21 protein-coding genes and 1 pseudogene are annotated in these 20,573 nt (G+C 71.3%); 15 read left to right on the forward strand and 7 right to left on the reverse strand.

Translation table 11 applies throughout. The features are described 5' to 3' along the window. Nucleotides 1–133: 133 nt before the first annotated feature. The 5 genes from ACTWQO_RS43085 to ACTWQO_RS43105 all read left to right on the forward strand — a co-directional run bounded on the left by ACTWQO_RS43085 (nucleotide 134) and on the right by ACTWQO_RS43105 (nucleotide 6,140). The gene (locus ACTWQO_RS43085; RefSeq protein WP_443242839.1) at nucleotides 134–2,626 is read left to right on the forward strand and encodes a hypothetical protein; all 2,493 of its coding nucleotides are present in this window, start codon (nucleotides 134–136) and stop codon (nucleotides 2,624–2,626) included. A gap of 94 nt (nucleotides 2,627–2,720) precedes the next feature. Next, nucleotides 2,721–3,632 carry an ABC transporter ATP-binding protein gene (locus ACTWQO_RS43090; protein WP_443242840.1) on the forward strand — a complete coding sequence of 304 codons (912 nt, stop codon included), beginning with the start codon at nucleotides 2,721–2,723 and terminating at the stop codon, nucleotides 3,630–3,632. Continuing rightward, complete coding sequence (locus tag ACTWQO_RS43095; protein ID WP_443242841.1) at nucleotides 3,629–4,369, forward strand: ABC transporter permease; 741 nt, start codon at nucleotides 3,629–3,631, stop codon at nucleotides 4,367–4,369. Before ACTWQO_RS43090 ends, ACTWQO_RS43095 begins: the two co-directional genes overlap by 4 nt. After that, nucleotides 4,366–5,529: a sensor histidine kinase gene (locus ACTWQO_RS43100; protein WP_443242842.1), complete on the forward strand. Its 1,164-nt coding sequence runs from the start codon at nucleotides 4,366–4,368 to the stop codon at nucleotides 5,527–5,529. The genes ACTWQO_RS43095 and ACTWQO_RS43100 overlap by 4 nt, the downstream gene beginning before the upstream one ends. Beyond that, nucleotides 5,526–6,140 (forward strand): response regulator transcription factor, encoded by a 615-nt coding sequence (locus ACTWQO_RS43105; protein ID WP_443242843.1) that lies wholly within the window; start codon nucleotides 5,526–5,528, stop codon nucleotides 6,138–6,140. The genes ACTWQO_RS43100 and ACTWQO_RS43105 overlap by 4 nt, the downstream gene beginning before the upstream one ends. An 84-nt stretch (nucleotides 6,141–6,224) precedes the next feature. Here the strand turns inward: ACTWQO_RS43105 and ACTWQO_RS43110 are convergent, their stop codons facing one another. Together ACTWQO_RS43110 and ACTWQO_RS43115 are read right to left on the reverse strand one after the other, a co-directional pair. After that, complete coding sequence (locus ACTWQO_RS43110; RefSeq protein WP_443242844.1) at nucleotides 6,225–7,076, reverse strand: transglutaminase family protein; 852 nt, start codon at nucleotides 7,074–7,076, stop codon at nucleotides 6,225–6,227. Between the two features lie 17 nt (nucleotides 7,077–7,093). Further along, on the reverse strand, nucleotides 7,094–8,143 hold the full coding sequence (locus ACTWQO_RS43115; protein WP_443242845.1) for a GNAT family N-acetyltransferase: 1,050 nt from the start codon (nucleotides 8,141–8,143) through the stop codon (nucleotides 7,094–7,096). A gap of 140 nt (nucleotides 8,144–8,283) precedes the next feature. On the opposite strand from ACTWQO_RS43115, the gene fdxA reads away from it, so the two are divergent. After that, nucleotides 8,284–8,604 carry a ferredoxin gene (gene fdxA, locus ACTWQO_RS43120; RefSeq protein WP_030929316.1) on the forward strand — a complete coding sequence of 107 codons (321 nt, stop codon included), beginning with the start codon at nucleotides 8,284–8,286 and terminating at the stop codon, nucleotides 8,602–8,604. A 120-nt stretch (nucleotides 8,605–8,724) separates the two neighbouring features. Continuing rightward, entirely contained in the window at nucleotides 8,725–9,819 is a 1,095-nt protein-coding gene (locus ACTWQO_RS43125; RefSeq protein ID WP_443242846.1) for a bifunctional succinyldiaminopimelate transaminase/glutamate-prephenate aminotransferase, read from the forward strand. Nucleotides 9,820–10,000: 181 nt separating this feature from the next. Here ACTWQO_RS43125 and ACTWQO_RS43130 read toward each other — a convergent pair whose 3' ends face one another. Both ACTWQO_RS43130 and ACTWQO_RS43135 read right to left on the reverse strand, forming a co-directional pair. Further along, complete coding sequence (locus ACTWQO_RS43130; protein WP_443242847.1) at nucleotides 10,001–10,450, reverse strand: ATP-binding protein; 450 nt, start codon at nucleotides 10,448–10,450, stop codon at nucleotides 10,001–10,003. A 353-nt stretch (nucleotides 10,451–10,803) separates the two neighbouring features. Next, nucleotides 10,804–11,793: a heavy metal transporter gene (locus ACTWQO_RS43135; protein ID WP_443242848.1), complete on the reverse strand. Its 990-nt coding sequence runs from the start codon at nucleotides 11,791–11,793 to the stop codon at nucleotides 10,804–10,806. An 84-nt stretch (nucleotides 11,794–11,877) separates the two neighbouring features. Here ACTWQO_RS43135 and dapE point away from each other — a divergent pair, with 84 nt between their 5' ends. After that, nucleotides 11,878–12,957 (forward strand): succinyl-diaminopimelate desuccinylase, encoded by a 1,080-nt coding sequence (gene dapE, locus ACTWQO_RS43140; RefSeq protein WP_443242849.1) that lies wholly within the window; start codon nucleotides 11,878–11,880, stop codon nucleotides 12,955–12,957. A 100-nt stretch (nucleotides 12,958–13,057) separates the two neighbouring features. Next, nucleotides 13,058–13,816: an LOG family protein gene (locus ACTWQO_RS43145; RefSeq protein WP_362951824.1), complete on the forward strand. Its 759-nt coding sequence runs from the start codon at nucleotides 13,058–13,060 to the stop codon at nucleotides 13,814–13,816. Between the two features lie 158 nt (nucleotides 13,817–13,974). On the opposite strand, the gene folP is transcribed toward ACTWQO_RS43145, so the two are convergent. Continuing rightward, nucleotides 13,975–14,835: a dihydropteroate synthase gene (gene folP, locus ACTWQO_RS43150; protein ID WP_443242850.1), complete on the reverse strand. Its 861-nt coding sequence runs from the start codon at nucleotides 14,833–14,835 to the stop codon at nucleotides 13,975–13,977. 138 nt (nucleotides 14,836–14,973) lie between these two features. On the opposite strand from folP, the gene ACTWQO_RS43155 reads away from it, so the two are divergent. Together ACTWQO_RS43155 and ACTWQO_RS43160 are read left to right on the forward strand one after the other, a co-directional pair. Further along, entirely contained in the window at nucleotides 14,974–15,321 is a 348-nt protein-coding gene (locus ACTWQO_RS43155) for a DivIVA domain-containing protein (protein ID WP_362951826.1), read from the forward strand. Continuing rightward, on the forward strand, nucleotides 15,318–15,905 hold the full coding sequence (locus ACTWQO_RS43160) for a DNA-3-methyladenine glycosylase I (RefSeq protein ID WP_443242851.1): 588 nt from the start codon (nucleotides 15,318–15,320) through the stop codon (nucleotides 15,903–15,905). The genes ACTWQO_RS43155 and ACTWQO_RS43160 overlap by 4 nt, the downstream gene beginning before the upstream one ends. A gap of 69 nt (nucleotides 15,906–15,974) precedes the next feature. Here ACTWQO_RS43160 and ACTWQO_RS43165 read toward each other — a convergent pair whose 3' ends face one another. Further along, the gene (locus ACTWQO_RS43165; RefSeq protein ID WP_362951828.1) at nucleotides 15,975–16,778 is read right to left on the reverse strand and encodes an enoyl-CoA hydratase/isomerase family protein; all 804 of its coding nucleotides are present in this window, start codon (nucleotides 16,776–16,778) and stop codon (nucleotides 15,975–15,977) included. A gap of 381 nt (nucleotides 16,779–17,159) precedes the next feature. Here ACTWQO_RS43165 and ACTWQO_RS43170 point away from each other — a divergent pair, with 381 nt between their 5' ends. Further along, the gene (locus ACTWQO_RS43170) at nucleotides 17,160–17,327 is read left to right on the forward strand and encodes a DUF3117 domain-containing protein (RefSeq protein WP_003966491.1); all 168 of its coding nucleotides are present in this window, start codon (nucleotides 17,160–17,162) and stop codon (nucleotides 17,325–17,327) included. Between the two features lie 99 nt (nucleotides 17,328–17,426). On the opposite strand, the gene ACTWQO_RS43175 is transcribed toward ACTWQO_RS43170, so the two are convergent. After that, complete coding sequence (locus ACTWQO_RS43175) at nucleotides 17,427–18,125, reverse strand: O-methyltransferase (protein ID WP_443242854.1); 699 nt, start codon at nucleotides 18,123–18,125, stop codon at nucleotides 17,427–17,429. 235 nt (nucleotides 18,126–18,360) lie between these two features. Here ACTWQO_RS43175 and sigE point away from each other — a divergent pair, with 235 nt between their 5' ends. The 3 genes and pseudogenes from sigE to ACTWQO_RS43190 form a co-directional block, all read left to right on the forward strand. Then, entirely contained in the window at nucleotides 18,361–19,062 is a 702-nt protein-coding gene (gene sigE, locus ACTWQO_RS43180; protein ID WP_210577209.1) for an RNA polymerase sigma factor SigE, read from the forward strand. Then, nucleotides 19,059–20,054 (forward strand): anti-sigma factor family protein, encoded by a 996-nt coding sequence (locus ACTWQO_RS43185; RefSeq protein ID WP_443242852.1) that lies wholly within the window; start codon nucleotides 19,059–19,061, stop codon nucleotides 20,052–20,054. Before sigE ends, ACTWQO_RS43185 begins: the two co-directional genes overlap by 4 nt. Before the next feature lie 134 nt (nucleotides 20,055–20,188). Then, nucleotides 20,189–20,573 (forward strand): annotated as a pseudogene (locus tag ACTWQO_RS43190) (hypothetical protein); the annotation flags it as partial.

The raw sequence follows: 20,573 nt of genomic DNA on the forward strand, positions 1-20,573 counted from the left end.
TGGTCCGGTGTGGGTTTCCCAGGCGGTCGTGGGATACGGGCCGGAAGTGGCCAGTATGGTTGGTGCCGCCGCCGAGCCGCCCGAGCAGTGTTGAGGACGAAACGGGCGGCGGAGCCAACCGGGAGAACCTGCCTTGAGTCGTGAAACTGACAGTCCGTCCTCCGGGCCCAACGGGCGCGGCGGAGCCGCCTACCCCTCGGGCACGCCGCCGTACGGGACCCCCGCGGTCTCCGGCGACGGTCCGGACACGGGCCGCGCGGCCACGCAGCCGGAGGAACGCAAGACCGAGACCACGCTGACGACCCGGGTGCGGATCAACATCCCCGGGTCACGGCCCATTCCGCCGGTCGTCGTGCGCACACCCGTCGCGGACTCCGGCCCCGCGGACGACACCGACGCCCCCGCGCCGGGGCCCGGTTCCGCCACGTCCATGGGCACGGGCACCGTCGATGCTCCCGCCGAGCGCACGGCCCCCCAGCCGGTCGCCGAGGAGAAGACGAGCGACTGGTTCGCGCCGCGCCCGACCTCCAAGGGCAAGGGCGGTCCCAGTGGCCCCTCCTCCAACGGGGGCGCACCGTCCGGCGGTTCGGGTACGCCCGGTGGCGGTGCGGGTGCGGGCGCTCCCGGTCGTACGGGCGCTCCCGGCGGTCCGCGGCCGGGTGCTGCCGGTGCCGGTCGGCCCGGTGGTGTGGTCGGATCCATGGGCGCGCCGGGCGGGTCCCGTCCCGGCGCCACGAACGGCTCCGGGCTGCCCGGCGCCACCGGTGGACCCGTCGCTCCCGGGCATGGCGGCGGCACCGGTTCCTTCGATGTGACCGAGGCGCTGGCGGCCGGGCCGCGGGGCAACGGTGCGCGACCGGGTCCGGGCGACGGCGAACCGACCCGCGACGACCTGCCGTACTTCTCGAACAACGACCGCGGCGGCCAAGGCGGTTCGGGCGGCTACGGCGCCCAGAACGGTCAGGCCGGCCCGGCGGGACCCGGCGGGCCGAGCGGCTTCAACGGACCGGGCGGCCGTGGCGGCTCCGGCGGCCCCCAGGGCCCCGCGGGCCCGACCGGCGGTCCGGTCACCGGCGACGGCCCGATGGTGCCGCCGATCGGCGTCGGCCCGGGCGGTGGCCCGGACGGCTTCGGTGGCGGGCCCGGCAACGGTCCCGACGGTTTCGGCGGAGCGCCGGGCGGCCCAGGACGTGACTTCGGCGCTCCGGGTGGACGGGGCGGCGACTTCGGCGGCCCGGGCGGCGCTCGGGGCGGCGCGGGCAGTGCGTCCGGTGGTTACGGCGGCCCGGGCGGCGCGCCTGGCAGTCCAGGCGTGTTCACCGGTCCCGGCGGCCCCGCTGGCCCCGGCGGCCCCGGTACGCCCCCTCACGGCGTCCCCCAGGCCGGCATCGGCGCTCCGGGGTCCGGCCCCGGAGGGCTCGGCCCCGGCGGCGGTCTGAGTGACGACACGGCGATCCTCACCCCGCAGAAGCCCGCCCCCGAGCCGGGCCCGCAGGGCTACCCCGCCCCGGACAACGTGTCCGGACACACCGTCACCAGCGGCATCCCCGTGGTGCCGCCCGGCGCCGCGAACTCCCCGTTCGCGCCCGGCACGCACCCCGACGGTCCGCTGCCGCACACGCCCCCGAAGCTGCCCGAGCCGGACGAGAAGAAGGCCGCGCCCGCGGCGGCGCCCAGGAAGAAGAAGGGCCGCAACAAGCTGGCCCTGGTCGGCGTTGGCGTGTTCGTCGTCGCCGGTGTCGCCTACGGCGCCGGCCTGCTGATGAACCACTCGGACGTACCCAAGGGCACCAGCGTGCTCGGCGTCGAGATCGGCGGCGGCACGCGCGACGACGCCGTCAAGAAGCTCGACGACGCCTTCGGCGACCGTACGAACCAGGCACTCAAGCTGTCCGTCGACGGCAAGACCGTGTCGCTCAAGCCGGACCAGGCGGGCCTCCAGTTCGACGAGCAGGCCACCGTCCGCGCGGCTGCGGGCAGCGACTACAACCCGGTCTCCGTCATCGGCTCGCTCTTCGGCAACCACCGCGTCGTCGACCCGGTCATGCCGGTCGACGAGGAGAAGCTGAAGGCCGCCCTGGAGGACGCCGCGGGCGGCGCCGGCTCGGTGACCGAGGGCACGATCAAGTTCGAGTCCGGCAAGGCCGTCGCCGTCTACGGCAAGGCAGGCAAGGGCATCGCCGTCGGCCAGTCGACCGACGCGGTCGAGGAGGCATACCGCGACCAGGTGGAGACCGGCAAGGCCACCCCGGTCGAACTGCCGACGACCACCCAGCAGCCGACGGTGTCGAATGCCGAGGTCGACCGGGTGATGAAGGAGTTCGCGGAGCCCGCGATGTCCGATCGGGTCACCATCCAGACCGACGCGGCGCACTCCATCCCGTTCGGCCCCGTGTCCCTGCCGAAGATCCTCGGCTTCAAGGCCATCGACGGCAAGCTCGTGGAGACGTACGACCTCAAGGCGCTTCAGGAGGCGTACGGCACCACCTTCGACGGCGTGCAGATCACCACCGCCACCGGCCAGCGTGACGTGCTGCCGCAGGACGTCGTCTCCGCGCTGCGCAAGGCGCTGCGTGGCAAGACGGCGGAGGAGCGCATCGGGGTCATCGAGACCAACGGGAGCTGACTCGCGGGAGTGCCGCCTGACATGACATCTGTCATGCGGCACTCCGGACGGCCGACACTGCCCGAGTCCGAACGCCCGACGCCACCATGGCCGTATGACTACGACAGCCTCGGTGGTCGCATTCGACCAGGTGAGCAAGACATACGGCACCGTCCGGGCCGTGGACGGACTGAGTCTGAGCCTGCGCCCGGGGGAGACCGTGGCGCTGCTGGGACCCAACGGTGCCGGTAAGTCGACGACGCTCGATCTGCTGCTCGGTCTCAAGCAGCCCGACAGCGGCACGGTGCGGGTGTTCGGGACGGGGCCGCGTGAGGCCATCGTCGCCGGGCGGGTGGGCGCGATGCTGCAGAGCGGTGGGCTGATGGACGAGGTCACGGTCGTGGAGCTGGTGCGGCTGGCCTGCGCGCTGCACCCGAAGCCTTGCCCGGCGAAGGACGTTCTCGCCCGCGCCGGGATCGCGCAGATCGCCGACCGCAAGGTCAACAAGCTCTCCGGCGGCCAGGCCCAGCGCGTCCGCTTCGCCCTCGCGACCGCCGGCGACAGCGACCTGATCGTCCTGGACGAGCCGACCACCGGCATGGACGTCACCACCCGCCAGGCCTTCTGGGCGACCATGCGCGAGCAGGCCGACCAGGGGCGGACCGTGCTGTTCGCCACGCACTACCTGGAGGAGGCCGACGCCATCGCCGACCGGGTGCTGGTGCTGCACCGGGGCCGGCTGCTGGCCGACGGTACGGCGGCCGAGATCAAGGCGAAGGCGGGAGCACGGAGGATCTCCTTCGACCTGCGGGATGCCATCGACGAGACCGCGCTGCGGGCGCTGCCCTTCCTCACGCATCTCGACGTGTCCGGCCACACCGTCCGTATCCAGTCCACCGACGCCGACGCCACCGTCCACGCCCTCTACGGCCTCGGCGCCTACCCCCGCAACCTCGAAGTCGCCGGGCTCGGCCTGGAGCAGGCGTTCGTGGCCATCACCGAGGCCGAGGAGGCCCGTACGCGATGAACAGTCTCATCGGGCTCGAGCTGACCCGCGCCCTGCGCAACCGCAAGTTCCTGTTCTTCTCGGTGCTGTATCCGTCGGTCCTCTTCCTGCTCATCGCGGGCAGCGCCGACAGCACCACGAAGGTCGACGGGACAGGCCTGACGCTCCCGACGTACATGATGGTCTCCATGGCCTCCTTCGGCGCTCTCACCGCCGTCCTCATGGGCAACAGCGAGCGCATCGCCAAGGAGCGGGAGAGCGGCTGGGTACGGCAGTTGCGGCTGACGCCGTTGCCGGGTCGCGGGTACGTCCTCGCGAAGACGGCGAGCGCGGCCGTGGTGAGTCTGCCGTCGATCGTGATCGTCTTCGTGGTCGCCGCTGTGGTGAAGGGCGTACGTCTGGACGCCTGGCAGTGGCTCGCCCTGACCGGCGCGATCTGGGCCGGCAGCCTCGTCTTCGCGGCGCTCGGCGTGGCCATCGGCTATCTCGCGAGCGGGGACGCGGTCCGCCCGATCACGATGATCACGTACTTCGGGCTGTCCATCCTCGGCGGTCTGTGGATGCCGACGACGACCTTCCCGGCCTGGCTGCAGGACATCGCCAAGTGGGTGCCCACGCACGCGTACGCTGCCCTGGGGCAGGCGATCGAGCAGAGCCAGGCCCCGCACGCCAAGGACATCGCCGTCCTCGCCGTCTTCTTCGCCCTGTTCACCGGCGGCGCGGCCTGGCTGTACCGGAAGGACACGCTGAAGGCGTGAGCGGCATCGGCATCGGGCAGCGCCCGCAGAACCGCCGGCAGAAGGCCGTCAAGCTGCTGTGGATCGGCATCTGGCTCGCCTATCTGAGCGCGCCCGTCTCCGACCTGCTGCACGGAGGCCACAGCGACGGCGTCCGCGTCCTCGGCTGGATCGGCCTGGTCGCCTTCGTCGCCTGGTACTTCGCCCTGATCTTCCGCACCGGACGCGGCGAGACCAACGGCGTCGTCCTCGGCTCGGTGGCCGTCCTGGCCACCCAGTCGACCGTCCTCTCCCTCACTCTGGGCCGCGAATGGCTCGTCCTGTTCGTGTACGTCGCGATCTCCTCCGGCGCGGCCCTCCCGTTCCACCTCGCCCGCTGGACCATCCCGGCCGTGTCCGCCCTGCTCACCGGCGTCGCCCTCGCCGTCCCCGGCGGCACGTCCTACCTGGCCGGACTGCTCTTCCCGGCCCTCCTCGGCGGCTTCTCCATGACCGGCATCCGCGAACTCGTCCGTACGACCCTCGAGTTGCGCGAGGCCCGCGCCACGGTCGCCCAACTCGCCGCCAACGAGGAACGCCTGCGCCTGGCCCGCGACCTGCACGACCTGCTGGGCCACTCCCTGTCCCTGATCACGCTGAAGAGCGAACTCGCTGGCCGTATGCTCCCCGACCACCCCGACAAGGCGGCCCAGGAGGTCGCCGACATCGAACACGTCAGCCGCCAGGCCCTCGTCGACGTACGCGAGGCGGTGTCGGGCTACCGTCGCCCCCGACTCTCCGCCGAACTGGCAGGAGCCCAGGTCGCGTTGACCACCGCCGGAATCACCGTCGACCTGCCGCCCGCCGAACCCGACCTCACCGACGTCCCGGAGGACAGTGAGACAGCCCTCGCCTGGGCCCTGCGCGAGGCGGTCACCAACGTCGTACGCCACAGCGGCGCCCACCGCTGCACGGTGGAACTCCTCCGCCGCCAGACCCTCGACGGCCCGGTGCTCGAACTCTCCGTGGAAGACAACGGCTCCGGCAGCCCCGGCAGCAGCCCCGGCCACGGCCTCACGGGCCTCACCGAGCGCCTGGAGAAGGCAGGCGGCAGCCTTGAGGCGGGCCGCGTCGGACACGGCTTCCGCCTGGTCGCGCGGGCCCCCGCCGACCGGACCACCGACGTAGGATCCGGCACATGAGCCGCACGATCAAGGTCCTGCTGGCCGAGGACCAGTCGATGGTCCGCGAGGCCCTGGCCGCTCTGCTGGGCCTGGAGGACGACATCGAGGTCGTCGCCCAAGTGGCGCGGGGCGACGAGGTACTGGCGGCGGCCCGCGCCCACGACGTCGACGTGGCCCTCCTGGACATCGAGATGCCGGGCATGACGGGCATCGAGGCGGCGGCCCACGTCCACCGGGAACTCCCGGCCGTCAAACTGGTCGTCCTCACCACCTTCGGCCGCCCCGGCTACCTCCGCAGCGCCATGGAGTCCGGTGCCGACGCCTTCCTCGTCAAGGACGCCCCGGCGGCCCAGTTGGCGGAGGCGGTGAGGAAGGTACTGGCGGGGGAGCGGGTCATCGATCCGACCTTGGCGGCAGCGGCACTGGCGGAGGGCGCGAACCCGTTGACCGACCGCGAGCGAGAGGTGCTGCGAGCGGCGGAGGACGGCTCGACGAACGCGGAGCTGGCGAAGGCCATGCATCTGTCGCAGGGCACGGTCCGCAACTACCTCTCGACGGCGATCCAGAAACTGGCGGTGCGGAACAGGGCGGAGGCGGCGCGGCTGGCAAGGGAAAAGGGCTGGCTGTAACCCCCCCCAGGGGCGCGGGGCTGTATCAATTTGCGGCTCCGCCGCGTGGGCGCGACGAGCCCCAACGCACCCGCACCCGCCCAATCAGTTCAACATCGCACGAGCAGCCTGCGCCTGCCCCCGCACCCGCTCAGCCGCACCTTCGTCAACCGCCCCCACCACCTCGGCATACGCCTCCAACTCCGTGGCTCCATCGACGAAGTCACCCCGCCGCACCAGCAACTGCGCCCGTTCATACCGCAACCGAGCCGGATGCGAAGGCAACAGCAACGACAACTCCACCCCCCACAACGCCACATCCGACCGCTCCGGCCGAGCCGCAGCCCAGGCCCGCACGTTGTTGAGAATCCGCACCACCACCTCCAACGGATCGGCCGGCGCCAACATCGACGGATGCAGCGCGGCCCCCGTCGCTCCCGCGACCATCAACTCCACATCACCCCCGCTCAACACCCGCCCCCCATCAAAGGGATCGGCCAGCACTTGCTCGTCCGCCTCCCCGAACCCGACCACGAAGTGCCCCGGCAACGCGACGCCGTACACATGCGCCCCCGCCCGCCGAGCCACCTCCATCCACACCACCGACAGCAGAATCGGCAACCCACGCCGCCGCCGAAGCACCTCATGCAGCAACGACGACTCAAGCCGCCGATAGTCCGCGGCGGAGCCGCGAAACCCGCACCGGTCCCCGAGCAGCTCCCGCAACGCCACCGCCCACGACCGCGGCCCCCCGGGCCGGAACGGCAGCTGCCCCGCCAACTCGTCCAGCTCGATCTGCGCAGCGTCGATCCCGGCCTCGTCCAGCGCCCCGTCCGCCTCCGCGCCGACCAGCAGGCACAGCGTCGACAGGTCGGGCCGTTCGGAACGTGCCTCTTCGGAGAACCGCCGCCGCAGCTCGGCGGACCGTTCCGGCGGGGGAGGGTAGGGGGGACGCATAGCTGGCTCGTGCCCTCTCACGGCGATTCGTACCGGTCGGCGTCGTTCGCCACGTCCGTCGCCACCTCGTCCGAGGCCGGCTCGCGATAGTGGTGGTACGAGTGATGCGCACCGAAGCCCATCCCGCCGTACAACGCCCGCGCCCCCTCATTGTCCGCCTCGACCTGCAGCCACGCAGCCGACGCGCCCTCGTCGAGGGCCTGCCGGGCCAGCGCGGCCATGACCTCGGTGGCCAGCCCTTCCCGCCGCCGCTCGGGATCCACCTCGACGGCGGCGAACCCGGCCCACCGCCGGTCCACGACCAACCGCCCGATGGCGGCGGGCGCGGCCCCGCCCGCACCGGGCACCGTCGCGAACCACACCGACGGCCCGCTCCCCAGCACCTTCAAGGCGACCTCACTCACGCCCTTGCGCTGATAACGCCCGAGCCACTGATCATCGGCGGCCCTGGACAGCACGACCCCGGCCCCCGCCGCCCGGTCGGCGACCGGCGCCAGAGCGCCGATCCACAGCTCGGCCGTCACCTCCCGGGCCCACCCCCGCCGCTCCAACTCGGCGCACAGCAGCTCCTGCGTGCCCTCGGCCCCGGTCGCGGTCTGGATGTACGCGGGCAGCCCACGGTCGCCGTACCACCGCCGTACGACGGTGAGCGCCTCGTCGAGCGGCAGGCCGGGGTCGCCGAGCGGCAGCACGGAGTTGGCCCGCCGGGTGAACCCGGACGCGGCCCGCAGCTCCCACTCGCCGAGCTGCTCGCTCTCCACCGGGCGCCAGGCGCGGGCGGCGACCCGGGCCAGCTCCTCGTACGAGGCGGCGGGACCGCGCCGACGGGCGGGCGCGGGCGGCACTACCTTGCCCGCCACCAGCGAGGACTCCGGAATCCGGACGGACTGCCCGTCCCGCCGTGTGATCACCAGCTCACCGGTGTCCCATGATGTGAGAACACCCACCGTGTCGGTGAATTTCTCGTGCGTGCTTCCAGGCGTGCTCAAGCACCGCACCGAGACGCGTTTGCCCACGTCAGCAGTGGTGATACGGATCTCAAGGCGCCCGGCCGCGGAGATTTCCACAGGTCAGTTCACCCCTCCTGTTCGGATCATGCCCAAGAACGGAGATACTAGGTGCGGGCATCGACGACGCCGCGCTCCCGCGCGCCAGGCGGCGGAGCCTGAGGAGGCCCGCCAGCGCCCTATCGAGGAGGAACGACAGCGTGACCTACGTCATCGCGCAGCCTTGTGTCGACGTCAAGGACAAGGCGTGCATCGAGGAGTGCCCGGTCGACTGCATCTACGAGGGCCAGCGGTCCTTGTACATCCACCCGGACGAATGCGTCGACTGTGGTGCCTGTGAGCCGGTCTGCCCGGTCGAGGCGATCTTCTACGAGGACGACACTCCTGAGGAGTGGAAGGACTACTACAAGGCGAACGTCGAGTTCTTCGACGAGCTCGGCTCCCCCGGCGGCGCAAGCAAGCTGGGCCTGATCGAGCGCGACCACCCCTTCATCGCCGCGCTGCCGCCGCAGGCCGAGTAATCAGCAAGCGGCCCCGCACCAGCGCGCCGCCTCGGTCCCGTACGGCCTGATCGCCTTGATCGTCGCGCCGCCGTACGGGACCGAGGCGTTTGCGCCGTTCGAGAAAGTGAGCCAGAACCCGTGTCCGCAGTCTCCGACCGCCTGCCCACCTTCCCGTGGGACAAGCTGGCGCCGTACAAGAAGACGGCCGCAGCCCACCCGGACGGCATCGTCGACCTGTCGGTCGGCACCCCGGTCGACCCGGTCCCCGAGCTGATCCAGAAAGCGCTGATCGCCGCGGCCGACTCCCCGGGCTATCCGACCGTCTGGGGCACCCCCGAGCTGCGCGACGCGATCACCGGCTGGGTGGAACGCCGACTGGGCGCCCGCGAGGTCACCCACCACCACGTCCTGCCGATCGTCGGCTCCAAGGAACTGGTCGCCTGGCTCCCGACCCAGCTGGGCCTCGGCCCCGGCGACCGGGTCGCCTACCCGCGCCTGGCCTACCCGACGTACGAGGTCGGCGCCCGCCTGGCGAGGGCGGAGTACGAGGTGTACGACGACCCGACGGCGCTGGACCCGACGAACCTGAAGCTCCTCTGGCTCAACTCCCCGTCGAACCCGACCGGCAAGGTGCTGTCCAAGGCCGAACTCACCCGGATCGTCGCCTGGGCCCGCGAGCACGGCGTCCTGCTCTTCTCCGACGAGTGCTACCTGGAGCTGGGCTGGGAGGCCGACCCGGTCTCGGTCCTGCACCCGGACGTGAACGGCGGCTCGTACGAGGGCATCGTGGCCGTCCACTCCCTCTCCAAGCGCTCCAACCTGGCGGGCTACCGCGCGGCCTTCCTCGCCGGCGACCCGGAGGTCCTCGGCCCCCTCCTGGAGATCCGCAAGCACGGCGGCATGATGACCTCGGCGCCCACCCAGGCCGCCGTGATCGCCGCCCTCTCCGACGACGAACACGTCCGCATCCAGCGCGACCGCTACGCCGCCCGCCGCGAGTCCCTCCGCACAGCCCTCCTCACCCACGGCTTCCGCATCGAACACAGTGAGGCCAGCCTCTACCTCTGGGCCACGAGAGACGAGTCCTGCTGGGACACCCTCGCCCACCTCGCCACCCTCGGCATCCTGGTCGCACCGGGCGACTTCTACGGAGAGGCAGGCAAAAACTTCGTACGAGTGGCACTCACAGCGACGGACGAGAGGGTGCAGGCAGCGGTGGAACGCCTGGCGTGACCGCTGGTACCGCTGTTCCCGCTGTGGGCAATCGTTCCGCAGGGCGGAACGGGTGGGCACAGCCTGCAGCGCCGGGCACGGCTTGAACACGCCCCGGCCCCTGCCGACGTAGGCACGCAAAACGACGGGGCCCAGGAAACATCCCTGGACCCCGTCGCCGTACAAGCCACGCAGCGAACCGTCAGCCGATCGGGAGACCCTTCACCGGCACGGACGGCGCAGCCGGCAGCCCACCCTGCGTGAGGGACCCCGTCGACACGCCGCTGTCCGCCGCCGCAGCGGTCGCGTCACCGAGGAGGGCCCCGGCCGACCCCGCCGCGGTCCCGGCAGTCTTCTGCGCCGCCGGCGTCGCCTTCTTGACCGCCTTGCCGCCGGTCTTGCCCGCGGCCGGCACCGCGTTCTTGACCGCGTTGCTGCCGGCTTCACCCGCGAGCCCGGTGACGTGCTGCGCCGCACCGTCGACGCTGTCGCCGACACTCGCCCCGTCCAGGGCGGTCAGCCCGCCGAGGTTCGGGGTGGCCGGCAGTTCGGGGGCCGCGCTGGCGGAGCCGGCCGCACCGACCCCGGCTGCCGCTCCCGCTGCGACGAGCAGCGCGGTACGGGCGATCCGGCGGGTCAGGGGGAGGGACATAATGCTCCTTTGACGGGAGAGAACGTTGGAGTGTCCGACCTTGCCCGGCAGTTGATCCCCCTCCGCGACCGACTGGCCGTCGGCCTGCGGTGGTTGATCGAGCGGGCTCGGACGCAGTGACTACCGCTCGAAGCCCGCGAAGGTTGCGGCGGGCCAACGTAAAGAGTTGGCAATGCGTCGCATTATCGGCTGCGGATAAAAACGGGCAAACAGTGCCCCGCTCGAAACTCTGCCGAATCCTTACAGCCCTTTGTCCTCAAGGGATTTGGCGGATACGGGGGTGACGGCGCGAAAACCTGAGCACACCGTCGCCCGCGCGTGCCGCGCATAACTCCCGCGGGCGACCTTCCGTACTACTGCGCGGTCACGACTCGGACCGAGTTGGCCGTGTCCGCCGTGCCCTTCTCTGCTCCGGCGGTACCCGCTCCGACCGCCGGCCGCCACCGGCTGTCCGTGTTCCCGGCGGTCCACACCCGCCCGGCGTAGGAGACGCGTTCGATGTGCAGGTCGGAGGCGTTGGCCACGGCCCAGTGCGCCAGCTGCCAGCCGCGCTGCGTCAGGCTGCGCCCGGTGCCGCTGTCGGAGTCGTCGGTCACGGGCAGTGTCAGGGTCCGTCCGTTGCGCTCGACGCTCGGTGCGGGCGTGGGCGTCGGCGCTGCCGCGTCGCTCACCACCGCGCCGGCCGGCTCCAGCCCGTCGCGCCCGAAGTCCCGGGCGAGCGCGGACCGTACCGCCTCGGCCCCTTCCGCGGGCGTGGTGCCCGGGCGTCCCGCACAGGTCAGCGTCGCCGCCGAGCGTCCGGTGAGAGCGGCGGCAAGCAGTACGGCGTCCGGCTCGTGCTTGGCGTAGGCCTCCGGAAAGCCGCTGCGCTGCACGCGCTGCGCGGCCACGGTGAGCGGGAGACGGGTGTAACCGGAAACCTTGACCAGATGCTCGTAGAAGATGCCCGCCGCGTACGTCGGGTCCATGATCTGCTTCTGTGTGCCCCAGCCCTGCGAGGGCCGCTGCTGGAACAGGCCGAGCGAGTCGCGGTCGCCGTGGTCGATGTTGCGCAGCGCCGACTCCTGGATCGCGGTCGCCAGCGCGATCGCCACCGCCCGCTCGGGCAGGCCGCGCGCGGTGCCGACGGCGGTGATCGTCGCCGCGTTCACCGCCTGCTCGGGCGTGAACTCGTACGCCGTCCCGTCGCCCTGCTCCGACACCACCTTGCAACCCGGTGTGCCTGCGCCGCCGGTGATGTACTGCATCACGAGATAACCGGCGATGGACAGCAGGACCACGAAGGCCGCCCCGGAACGGAAGAGGCGGCCGCGGCGTCGTCGAGCAGGGGATGGCGCTGGCATTCGTACAAGGTAGCCGAGGTTACTGGGGGGTATGGGTCCGGTGGGGAAAGTGGGCCGAAGGCCTGGCGCGTTAGGGTCGACTCCATGGCCGATACCCCGCTTGACCTCACGTTGGACGCCGCGCGGCTGACCGCGCAGCTCGTCGACTTCCCCTCGGAGAGCGGCACCGAGAAGCCCCTCGCCGACGCGATCGAGACCGTCCTGCGCGCCCTGCCGCACCTGACGGTCGAGCGGTACGGCAACAACGTCGTCGCCCGTACGAACCTGGGCCGCGCCGAGCGCGTGATCCTCGCCGGCCACATCGACACGGTCCCGATCGCCGACAACGTCCCCTCGCGGCTCGACGAGGACGGCGTCCTGTGGGGCTGCGGCACCTGCGACATGAAGTCGGGCGTCGCGGTCCAACTGCGCATCGCGGCCACCGTCCCCGCTCCCAACCGCGACCTGACCTTCGTCTTCTACGACAACGAAGAGGTGGCGGCGGAGCTCAACGGCCTCAAGCACGTCGCCGAGGCGCACCCCGATTGGCTGGAGGGCGACTTCGCGGTGCTGCTGGAGCCGTCGGACGGCCAGGTCGAGGGCGGCTGCCAGGGCACCCTGCGGATGCTGCTCAAGACGAGCGGCGAGCGCTCCCACTCCGCGCGCAGCTGGATGGGCTCGAACGCGATCCACGCGGCGGCCCCGATCCTGGCGCGGCTGGCGGCCTACGAGCCGCGCTACCCGGTCATCGACGGCCTGGAGTACCGCGAGGGCCTGAACGCGGTCGGCATCTCGGGCGGCGTCGCCGGGAACGTCATTCCGGACGAATGTGTCGTAACCGTCAACTTCCGCTACGCGCCGGACCGTACGGAGAAGGAGGCGATCGCCCATGTCCACGAGGTGTTCGCGGACTGCGGCGTGACCGAATTCGTCGTGGACGACCACAGCGGCGGCGCCCTCCCCGGCCTCTCCCACCCGGCCGCCGCGGCCTTCATCGAGGCGGTCGGCGGCACCCCGATGCCCAAGTACGGCTGGACGGACGTCTCCCGCTTCAGTGCGCTGGGCGTCCCGGCCGTGAACTACGGCCCCGGGAACCCGCACTTGGCCCACAAGCGCGACGAGCGCGTGGAGACGGCGAAGATCCTGGCGGGGGAGAAGCGCCTGAAGGCCTGGCTGACGGCGTGACGACGCGGCGGATGCGGGCGGCGGACATGCCGATGTCCCCCGTCCGTAACCAGCCTGGATCTACGCTGAGGTGGAAAGACCGCAAGCGGAGGGAGCGCACATGGCTACCGGGAACCCCGAGGGCAAGAAGCAGCCACCGGAGGAGCAGCGCCTGGGACCGGTCCTCCGACGGCGGAGTCAGGTCACGGCGAGCACGACCGACCAGCGGCTGCTGGACGCCGGCGGCCCCTCGGACTGGGTCCACACCGACCCCTGGCGCGTCCTGCGCATCCAGTCGGAGTTCATCGAAGGCTTCGGCACCCTCGCCGAACTCCCGCCCGCGATCAGCGTCTTCGGCTCCGCCCGTACGCCCGTGGACTCACCGGAGTACGACGCCGGCGTCCGCCTGGGTCGCGGTCTGGTGGAGGCCGGCTGGGCAGTGATCACGGGTGGCGGCCCCGGGGCCATGGAGGCAGCCAACAAGGGCGCCTGCGAGGCCAAGGGCATCTCCGTCGGCCTGGGCATCGAGCTCCCCTTCGAACAGGGCCTCAACCCCTACGTCGACATCGGCCTCAACTTCCGCTACTTCTTCGTCCGGAAGATGATGTTCGTCAAGTACGCCCAGGGCTTCGTGGTCCTCCCCGGCGGCCTCGGCACCCTCGACGAACTCTTCGAGGCCCTCACCCTCGTCCAGACCCAGAAGGTCACCCGCTTCCCCATCGTCCTCTTCGGCAGCGCCTACTGGGGCGGCCTGATCGACTGGCTCAGGAACACCCTCATCGCCCAGGGCAAGGCCTCCGAAAAGGACCTCATGCTGTTCCACGTGACGGACGACGTGGACGAGGCGGTGGCGTTGGTGTCGAAGGAGGCGGGGCGGTAAATCAGCCCTCCGGGACACCAGCCCTCCGGCGGTTGGTTCTTTTCAGCCCCTCCGGCGTTTGAGGAGCGGGGGTCCGGGGGCTGGCCCCCGAAACGGGGTCGAAGGGGCGGAGCCCCTTCAGGATGGGACGGGTAGGGGCGGCGGGGGCGAAAAAATGCCTACGCCAGCCCCCGCCGGGCAACAGCCGGAGCCCGATGCCCAGCGATGGACGCAACCATGTCCAGCACCTGCCGCGTCTCGGCAACCTCATGCACCCGATACACCTGCGCCCCGAGCCACGCGGACACCGCAGTCGTCGCCAACGTCCCCACCACCCGCTCCTTCACGGGCCGATCCAACGTCTCCCCCACAAAGTCCTTGTTGGACAAGGACACCAACACCGGCCACCCCGTCCCGACCATCTCCCCCAACCGCCGCGTCGCCTCAAGACTGTGCCGCGTGTTCTTCCCGAAGTCATGCCCAGGATCGATCATCACCGACTCCCGAGGCACCCCCAACGACACCGCCCGCTCAGCCAGCCCCACGGTCACCCGCAGAATGTCGGCCATGACATCGTCGTACGTCACCCGATGCGGCCGGGTCCGCGGCTGAGCCCCACCCGCATGCGTGCACACCAGCCCCACCCGGTACCGCGCCGCAACCTCCGCAAGCCGCGGATCGACCCCGCCCCACGCGTCGTTCAGCACATCCGCCCCGGCCTCGCACACCGCCTCCCCGACGTCATGCCGCCACGTGTCCACGCTGATGATCACGTCCGGGAAGCGCCGCCGCACCTCCGCCACGAAGCCGACCGTCCGCCGCGCCTCCTCCTCGGCCGACACCTCTTCGCCGGGCCCCGCCTTGACCCCGCCGATGTCGATGATCGCAGCACCCTCTGACACCGCCTGCTCCACGCGCGCGAGGGCGGGCTCGTCACGGAAGGTGGCCCCCTGGTCGTAGAAGGAGTCCGGGGTCCGGTTCACGATCGCCATGATCACCGGCTCATGCGACCCGAATTCCCGCCTGCCCAGCCTGAGCATCCCCTGTGACCTCTCCTAGTACTTCCCTGGTACATCCAGGCCTTAGGCCGCCTGCGACCCTAACTGTCAGACTCGCATGGCACGATCGGACCCTGATACACCCGACACATCCGACCGATCTCGTGGGGACCCTCAGCGATGGTTATGTTCTTGTTCCTGGTCGTCGCGCTCGCCGTGGTCGTCGCCGCGGTGACCCTCGCCGTGCTGGGCGGCGGCGAGAACGGCCCGCTGCCGGAGGTCGCCCCCGAGCGCCTCCAGGACCCGCTCCCGCTGGACCGCCCCGTCAGCCGCGGCGACGTGGAGGGCCTCCGCTTCCCGCTCGCCGCCCGCGGCTACCGCATGGCCGACGTGGACGACGCCCTCAGCCGCCTCGGCGCGGAGCTGGCCGAGCGCGACGCCCGTATCGCCGACCTGGAGTCCGCGCTGGCCGGTGCGCAGGCCGCCCGCCACTCCATGGACAAGCACACCGAGGGGGACCAGCAGTGAGCGAGGGGCAGGCCGTCGCCGGCCCGGACGGTGCCCTGCGCTGCCCCTGGGCCCTGTCCACACCGGACTACGTGACGTATCACGACGAGGAGTGGGGCCGCCCGGTCCACGGCGACGACGCCCTCTTCGAACGCCTCAGCCTGGAAGCCTTCCAGTCCGGCCTGTCCTGGATCACCATCCTGCGCCGCCGCCCCGGCTTCCGCACCGCCTTCGCCGGCTTCGAGATCGCCAAGGTGGCCACCTTCACGGACACCGACAGAGACCGCCTCCTCACCGACCCCGGCATCATCCGCAACCGCGCCAAGATCGACGCAACCCTGGCCAACGCACGCGTGCTCGCCGACTGGACACCGGGCGAACTGGACGCCCTCATCTGGTCCCACGCCCCGGACCCGACGACCCGCCCGGCCCCGAAGACACTCGGCGACGTCCCGGCGGTCACTCCGGAGTCGACGGCCCTGTCGAAGGCCCTGAAGAAGAGAGGCCTCCGCTTCGTAGGCCCCACAACGGCCTATGCCCTGATGCAGGCGTGCGGATTGGTGGACGACCACTTGGAAACTTGCGTGGCCAGAAGCGCCCCGTAAGGGGCGCGGGGAACTGCGCGATCAACCCCCACGAACCCGCAGCCCCCGACGGCCCCAACGTCCCGAGCTCTACCGGCCCAAATACTTCGGCTGCTCCTTGTTCACAAAGGCCTGCACAGCAATCGCGTGGTCCTCAGAAGACCCCGCCCGAGTCTGCAACTCGTCCTCCTTCTCCAGCGTCTCGGCAAGAGAGTGCGACATGCCGAAGGCCACCGCTTCCTTGATCGCCGCATACGCCACCGTCGGCCCCGCCGCCAACGCCCGAGCCGTCTTCTCGGCCTCCGCCCGCAGCTCGGCGCTCGGCACGACCCGGTTCGCGATCCCCAGCTCGTACGCCTCCTGCGCCTTGATGCTCCGCGGGAAAAGGAGCAGATCGGCGGCCCTCCCGGGCCCGACGACACGCGGCAGCGTCCACGAGATCCCGGAGTCCGCAGTCAGCGCCACGCCCGCGAACGACGTATTGAAGGCAGCCGAGTCGGCCACGACTCGATAGTCCGCAGCCAGCGCGAACCCGAACCCGGCACCGGCCGCGACGCCGTTCACCCCGGCCACGACGGGCTTGCGCATCTCCGTCAGCGCCCGCGCGATGGGGTTGTAGTGCTCCCGCACCGTGGTCATGGTCTGCCGTGAGCCGGTCTCCCGGTCGGCCGCCAGCAGGCCGATGTGCTCCTTGAGGTCCTGCCCGACGCAGAACGCCCGGTCACCGGCGGAGGTCAGCAGCACGGCCCGTACGGCGTCGTCGGCGGCTGCCGCCAGAACCGCGTCGCGCAGCGCGACCTTCGTCGCGATGTTCAGCGCGTTCATCGCCTCGGGGCGGTTCAGGGTGATCGTCGCGAGCCCGTCGCTGACCTCGTAGAGCACGGTGTCGGCCATGGCTGTCCCCTCCGGTATGCGGCTCCGGCGTACTCGTCGGTACGTCCCTGTCTGAGGACAGCATGGCGTAGATCACCGATGACGGACCGGAACGGACGTGTGACCTGCGTCAAAGAATTCATGACACGATTCGTGCGGCGGCGGTGCCAGCGGCGGCGCAGTATCGCAGTCACATCGCCGAATTGAGTGGTTTTGCTCGCGCGCGTTGCCCAAGCGATGCCGACTGATGTTGGTCATCGGGTCCTGAGATGCGGGATAATGGCTTGGAAGCAATGTGTTCGATGCCGGTGTCGCGAGTCCTGCGCCCTTTGGGCAGGCCCGCGCATGCCCTCCAGGGCCGTCGGCTTTGACGATGAGCTGGTTTCAGGAAGGGGAACGAGCATGGCGGCCATGAAGCCGCGGACGGGCGATGGCCCGCTCGAGGTGACCAAGGAGGGGCGGGGCATCGTCATGCGCGTTCCGCTCGAAGGCGGCGGTCGGCTCGTCGTCGAGCTGACCCCTGACGAGGCCGACGCGCTGGGCGATGCCCTCAAGAAGGTCGTCGGCTGACGCGCAAGCGACCATACCCTTTCAGCCGCCCCGGCATCGTATGAGATGCCGGGGCGGCTGTTTGCCGTACGGCCGTCAGGGCCGGACCGGAATGTCGGGTCAGCGCTTGACCGCGCAGAGCAGCCCGTCGCCCACCGGCAGCAGCGACGGCACCAGCTCCTGACTCTCGCGCACCGCGCGCAGCAGTTCCCGCAGCCGCAGCACCTCGGTCGGCTGCGGTCCGGAGTCCATCGTCCGGCCGTTGGCGAAGACTCCCTCGAAGACGACCAGGCCGCCGGGGCGCAGCAGGCGCAACGATTCAGCGAGGTAGTCCATGACCTCCTGCCGGTCACCGTCGCAGAAGACGAGGTCGTAGCCGACGTCGGCGAGACGGGGCAGGACGTCGAGGGCGCGGCCGGGGATGAAGCGGGCCCGGTTGCTGGCGAAGCCGGAGGCGCGGAAGGCCTGGCGGGCGAACTGCTGGTGCTCCGGCTCGGGGTCGACGGTGGTCAGCACGCCGTCCGGCCGCATACCGTGCAGCAGATGGATCCCGGAGACGCCGGTGCCGGTACCGATCTCCGCGACCGCCTTGGCGTCCACGGTGGCGGCGAGCATCCGCAGCGCGGCGCCCGCGCCGGGGGACACCGAGCGCAGCCCCGCCTCGCGGGCCCGGTCACGGGCCCAGCGCAGGGCTTCGTCCTCGGCGACATAGGCGTCGGCGAACGCCCAGCTCGTCTGCCGGTTGCCGGTAATGACCCTCTCCTGTCCCCGTGTGTGCCTGGGCGTGACTGTATCCGTTGCGCCCGGGAACCCGCAGATGGGACCGGGCGTTTAAGGGGGTGGGAGACAAGAGCGGGGGACACGGATGGATCACGAAGAGGCGCGGGACGGCGAGCAAGTGGTGACGCAGCCGCATGAGCCGTATCAGCCCAGATCAATTTCTCGTAAAACCGCTTATCCGGAGCTAACGGGCGAGGTGGCTATGGTAGGGGCTCCACTGGACACCACCAGAGCCGACAGGGGAGGTGCGGCTGCGCCCGGGGATCGGGGAGGAGTGCTGCGGCGCTTTCTCGGATCGGCGGGCAAGCCGAAATCCGTGAACGACACCGCTGCTGACCACCGCCACGCCGGCGACTACGCCCAGACCGCGACCTTCTCCAGCGACGCGGACGGGCAGGCGTGGACTCCGCCCACCTGGGAGGAGATCGTCAGCACCCACAGCGGCCGGGTCTACCGCCTGGCCTACCGCCTCACCGGCAACCAGCACGACGCCGAGGACCTCACCCAGGAGGTCTTCGTCCGCGTATTCCGCTCCCTGTCGACCTATACACCGGGCACCTTCGAGGGCTGGCTGCACCGCATCACCACGAACCTGTTCCTGGACATGGTCCGCCGCAAGCAGCGCATCCGTTTCGACGCGCTCGGCGATGACGCGGCGGAGCGCCTGCCCAGCCGCGAGCCCAACCCGCAGCAGATCTTCAACGACGCGCACTTCGACGCGGACGTCCAGCAGGCCCTCGACACCCTCGCGCCCGAGTTCCGCGCCGCGGTCGTCCTGTGCGACATCGAAGGCCTGTCGTACGAGGAGATCGCCGCGACCCTCGGGGTCAAGCTCGGCACGGTCCGGTCCCGTATTCACCGCGGCCGCTCGCAGCTGCGCAAGGCCCTGGCGCACCGGTCGCCCGAGGCCCGGGCCGAGCGCCGCTCCTTCGCGGCCCGTGTCCCGGTACTGGGGGGAGGGGGCGCGTCCGCGTGAGTGGATCACGGCCCAAACCCGTCGAGGGGCACCTCGCAGAACAGCACCTGGGAGACCGACTCGCCGCGCTGGTCGACGGCGAGCTCGGTCATGAGGCGCGCGAGCGTGTGCTCGCGCATCTGGCCACCTGCTCGAAGTGCAAGGCAGAGGCCGACGCGCAGCGCCGTCTGAAGAACGTCTTCGCGGAAGCGGCCCCGCCGCCCCCTTCCGAGAGCTTCCTGGCCCGCCTCCAGGGGCTGCCGGGGGGAGGTGACGGCGACGGTGGCTCACCGCTGGACGGGTTCGGTGACGGACTCTCCGGACGGCCCGCGGCTGCCGGCGTCTTCGGGATGAAGCGGAGCGAGCGCTTCGAGTTCGGCTACGTCCCCGCCCGCGCGCATGACTCCATGCTTCCGTCGGCGGGCCGTGGCTTCCGTATACATGACGTCAGCCGCCATGAGGCCGAGCGGTCGGCCTCGCGCGGCATGCGGTTCGCGTTCGTCGCGGCCGGGGCGGTGTCGCTGGCCGCGATCGCGCTCGGCGGGGTCACCACCGGCACCGGCGAGACCACGAACACCGCGCGTGACGGCTCCGGCGGCAGCAATGTGACCCCGATGCGGACACAGGGCTCGGGAGCCTCGACGACGCCCGAGAACCAGCGCCGCCGGGGCGTCGGCGTCGGCCCACTGCTCGCCCAGGGCGGCCAGCAGACGCCGCTCGGCCAGACCCCGGTCGCCCCGACCACCGTCTCGGCCCCACTGCTGCCCGGCGTTCCGGCCCCCGGCGGCGGACACGTCCAGCAGGCCGCGGCACATCCGCTGACCACGCCGGTGGTCGCCGGTGCGGCCGCCATGTCTCCGCTGATACGTCCGCTCAGCTCCACCCCGCCGCTCACCCTCACCTCGTGGTCCACCGTCCCGGAGATCACGCACCCCGGCCTGTTCGCCGCGCCCGTCCCCGACACGACCTCGTCCCCCACAGCCCCGTCCGGCTCCCCCGGCACGGGCCACTGACCCGACCTCTGCGCCACGGCGCGTGAACCTGGTTGAATCCAGGGTGGGCCGCGCCCAGGCAGGCAGCCGGGCGCGGAGTAGACGATCTGCGGCCACCGCCGAGGAGCTGTGCCGCGGCCAGCTGTGGGGAGAGCATGGACGAGGGGAAGCCCACGAAGGCGAAGTGGTGGAGCCGGCCTCGCCCGCAGCCCCCTGCGGGCCAGGCCCAGGACGCTTCCCCGACGCAGACCGAGGCGACGCAGACCGAGGCGACACCGCCCGAGTCGGCCGACGGCGACTTCGAGTCGGCCCCGCTGTCGGGGGCAAGCGGCGGTGACAGGGCCTCGGGGGACGGGGACTTCGAGCTGGCGCGGCCTGCGAGGGGTCGCGGTGGTGACGCGGCTTCGGCTGGGGGCGACTTCGAGTTGGAGCGGCCTGCGGGAGGTCGGGGCGACGCGGGCTCGTCCGACGGGGACTTCGAACTGCGGCTTCCTGAGGAGACGGAGCCGGGGGCCGAGGACGACTTCGTGCGGGCTCAGC

It is taken from the genome of Streptomyces sp. 4N124 (genome assembly GCF_052245395.1).
GTDB lineage: Bacteria > Actinomycetota > Actinomycetes > Streptomycetales > Streptomycetaceae > Streptomyces.

Bases quoted from the DNA above. Each gene is read 5' to 3' on its own strand.
- ACTWQO_RS43090 (WP_443242840.1), top strand. From the start codon at position 2,721: ATGACTACGACAGCCTCGGTGGTCGCATTCGACCAGGTGAGCAAGACA.
- ACTWQO_RS43095 (WP_443242841.1), top strand. From the start codon at position 3,629: ATGAACAGTCTCATCGGGCTCGAGCTGACCCGCGCCCTGCGCAACCGC.
- ACTWQO_RS43105 (WP_443242843.1), top strand. From the start codon at position 5,526: ATGAGCCGCACGATCAAGGTCCTGCTGGCCGAGGACCAGTCGATGGTC.
- ACTWQO_RS43110 (WP_443242844.1), bottom strand. From the start codon at position 7,076: ATGCGTCCCCCCTACCCTCCCCCGCCGGAACGGTCCGCCGAGCTGCGG.
- ACTWQO_RS43130 (WP_443242847.1), bottom strand. From the start codon at position 10,450: ATGTCCCTCCCCCTGACCCGCCGGATCGCCCGTACCGCGCTGCTCGTC.
- ACTWQO_RS43135 (WP_443242848.1), bottom strand. From the start codon at position 11,793: ATGCCAGCGCCATCCCCTGCTCGACGACGCCGCGGCCGCCTCTTCCGT.
- dapE (WP_443242849.1), top strand. From the start codon at position 11,878: ATGGCCGATACCCCGCTTGACCTCACGTTGGACGCCGCGCGGCTGACC.
- ACTWQO_RS43145 (WP_362951824.1), top strand. From the start codon at position 13,058: ATGGCTACCGGGAACCCCGAGGGCAAGAAGCAGCCACCGGAGGAGCAG.
- folP (WP_443242850.1), bottom strand. From the start codon at position 14,835: ATGCTCAGGCTGGGCAGGCGGGAATTCGGGTCGCATGAGCCGGTGATC.
- ACTWQO_RS43155 (WP_362951826.1), top strand. From the start codon at position 14,974: ATGGTTATGTTCTTGTTCCTGGTCGTCGCGCTCGCCGTGGTCGTCGCC.
- ACTWQO_RS43165 (WP_362951828.1), bottom strand. From the start codon at position 16,778: ATGGCCGACACCGTGCTCTACGAGGTCAGCGACGGGCTCGCGACGATC.
- ACTWQO_RS43170 (WP_003966491.1), top strand. From the start codon at position 17,160: ATGGCGGCCATGAAGCCGCGGACGGGCGATGGCCCGCTCGAGGTGACC.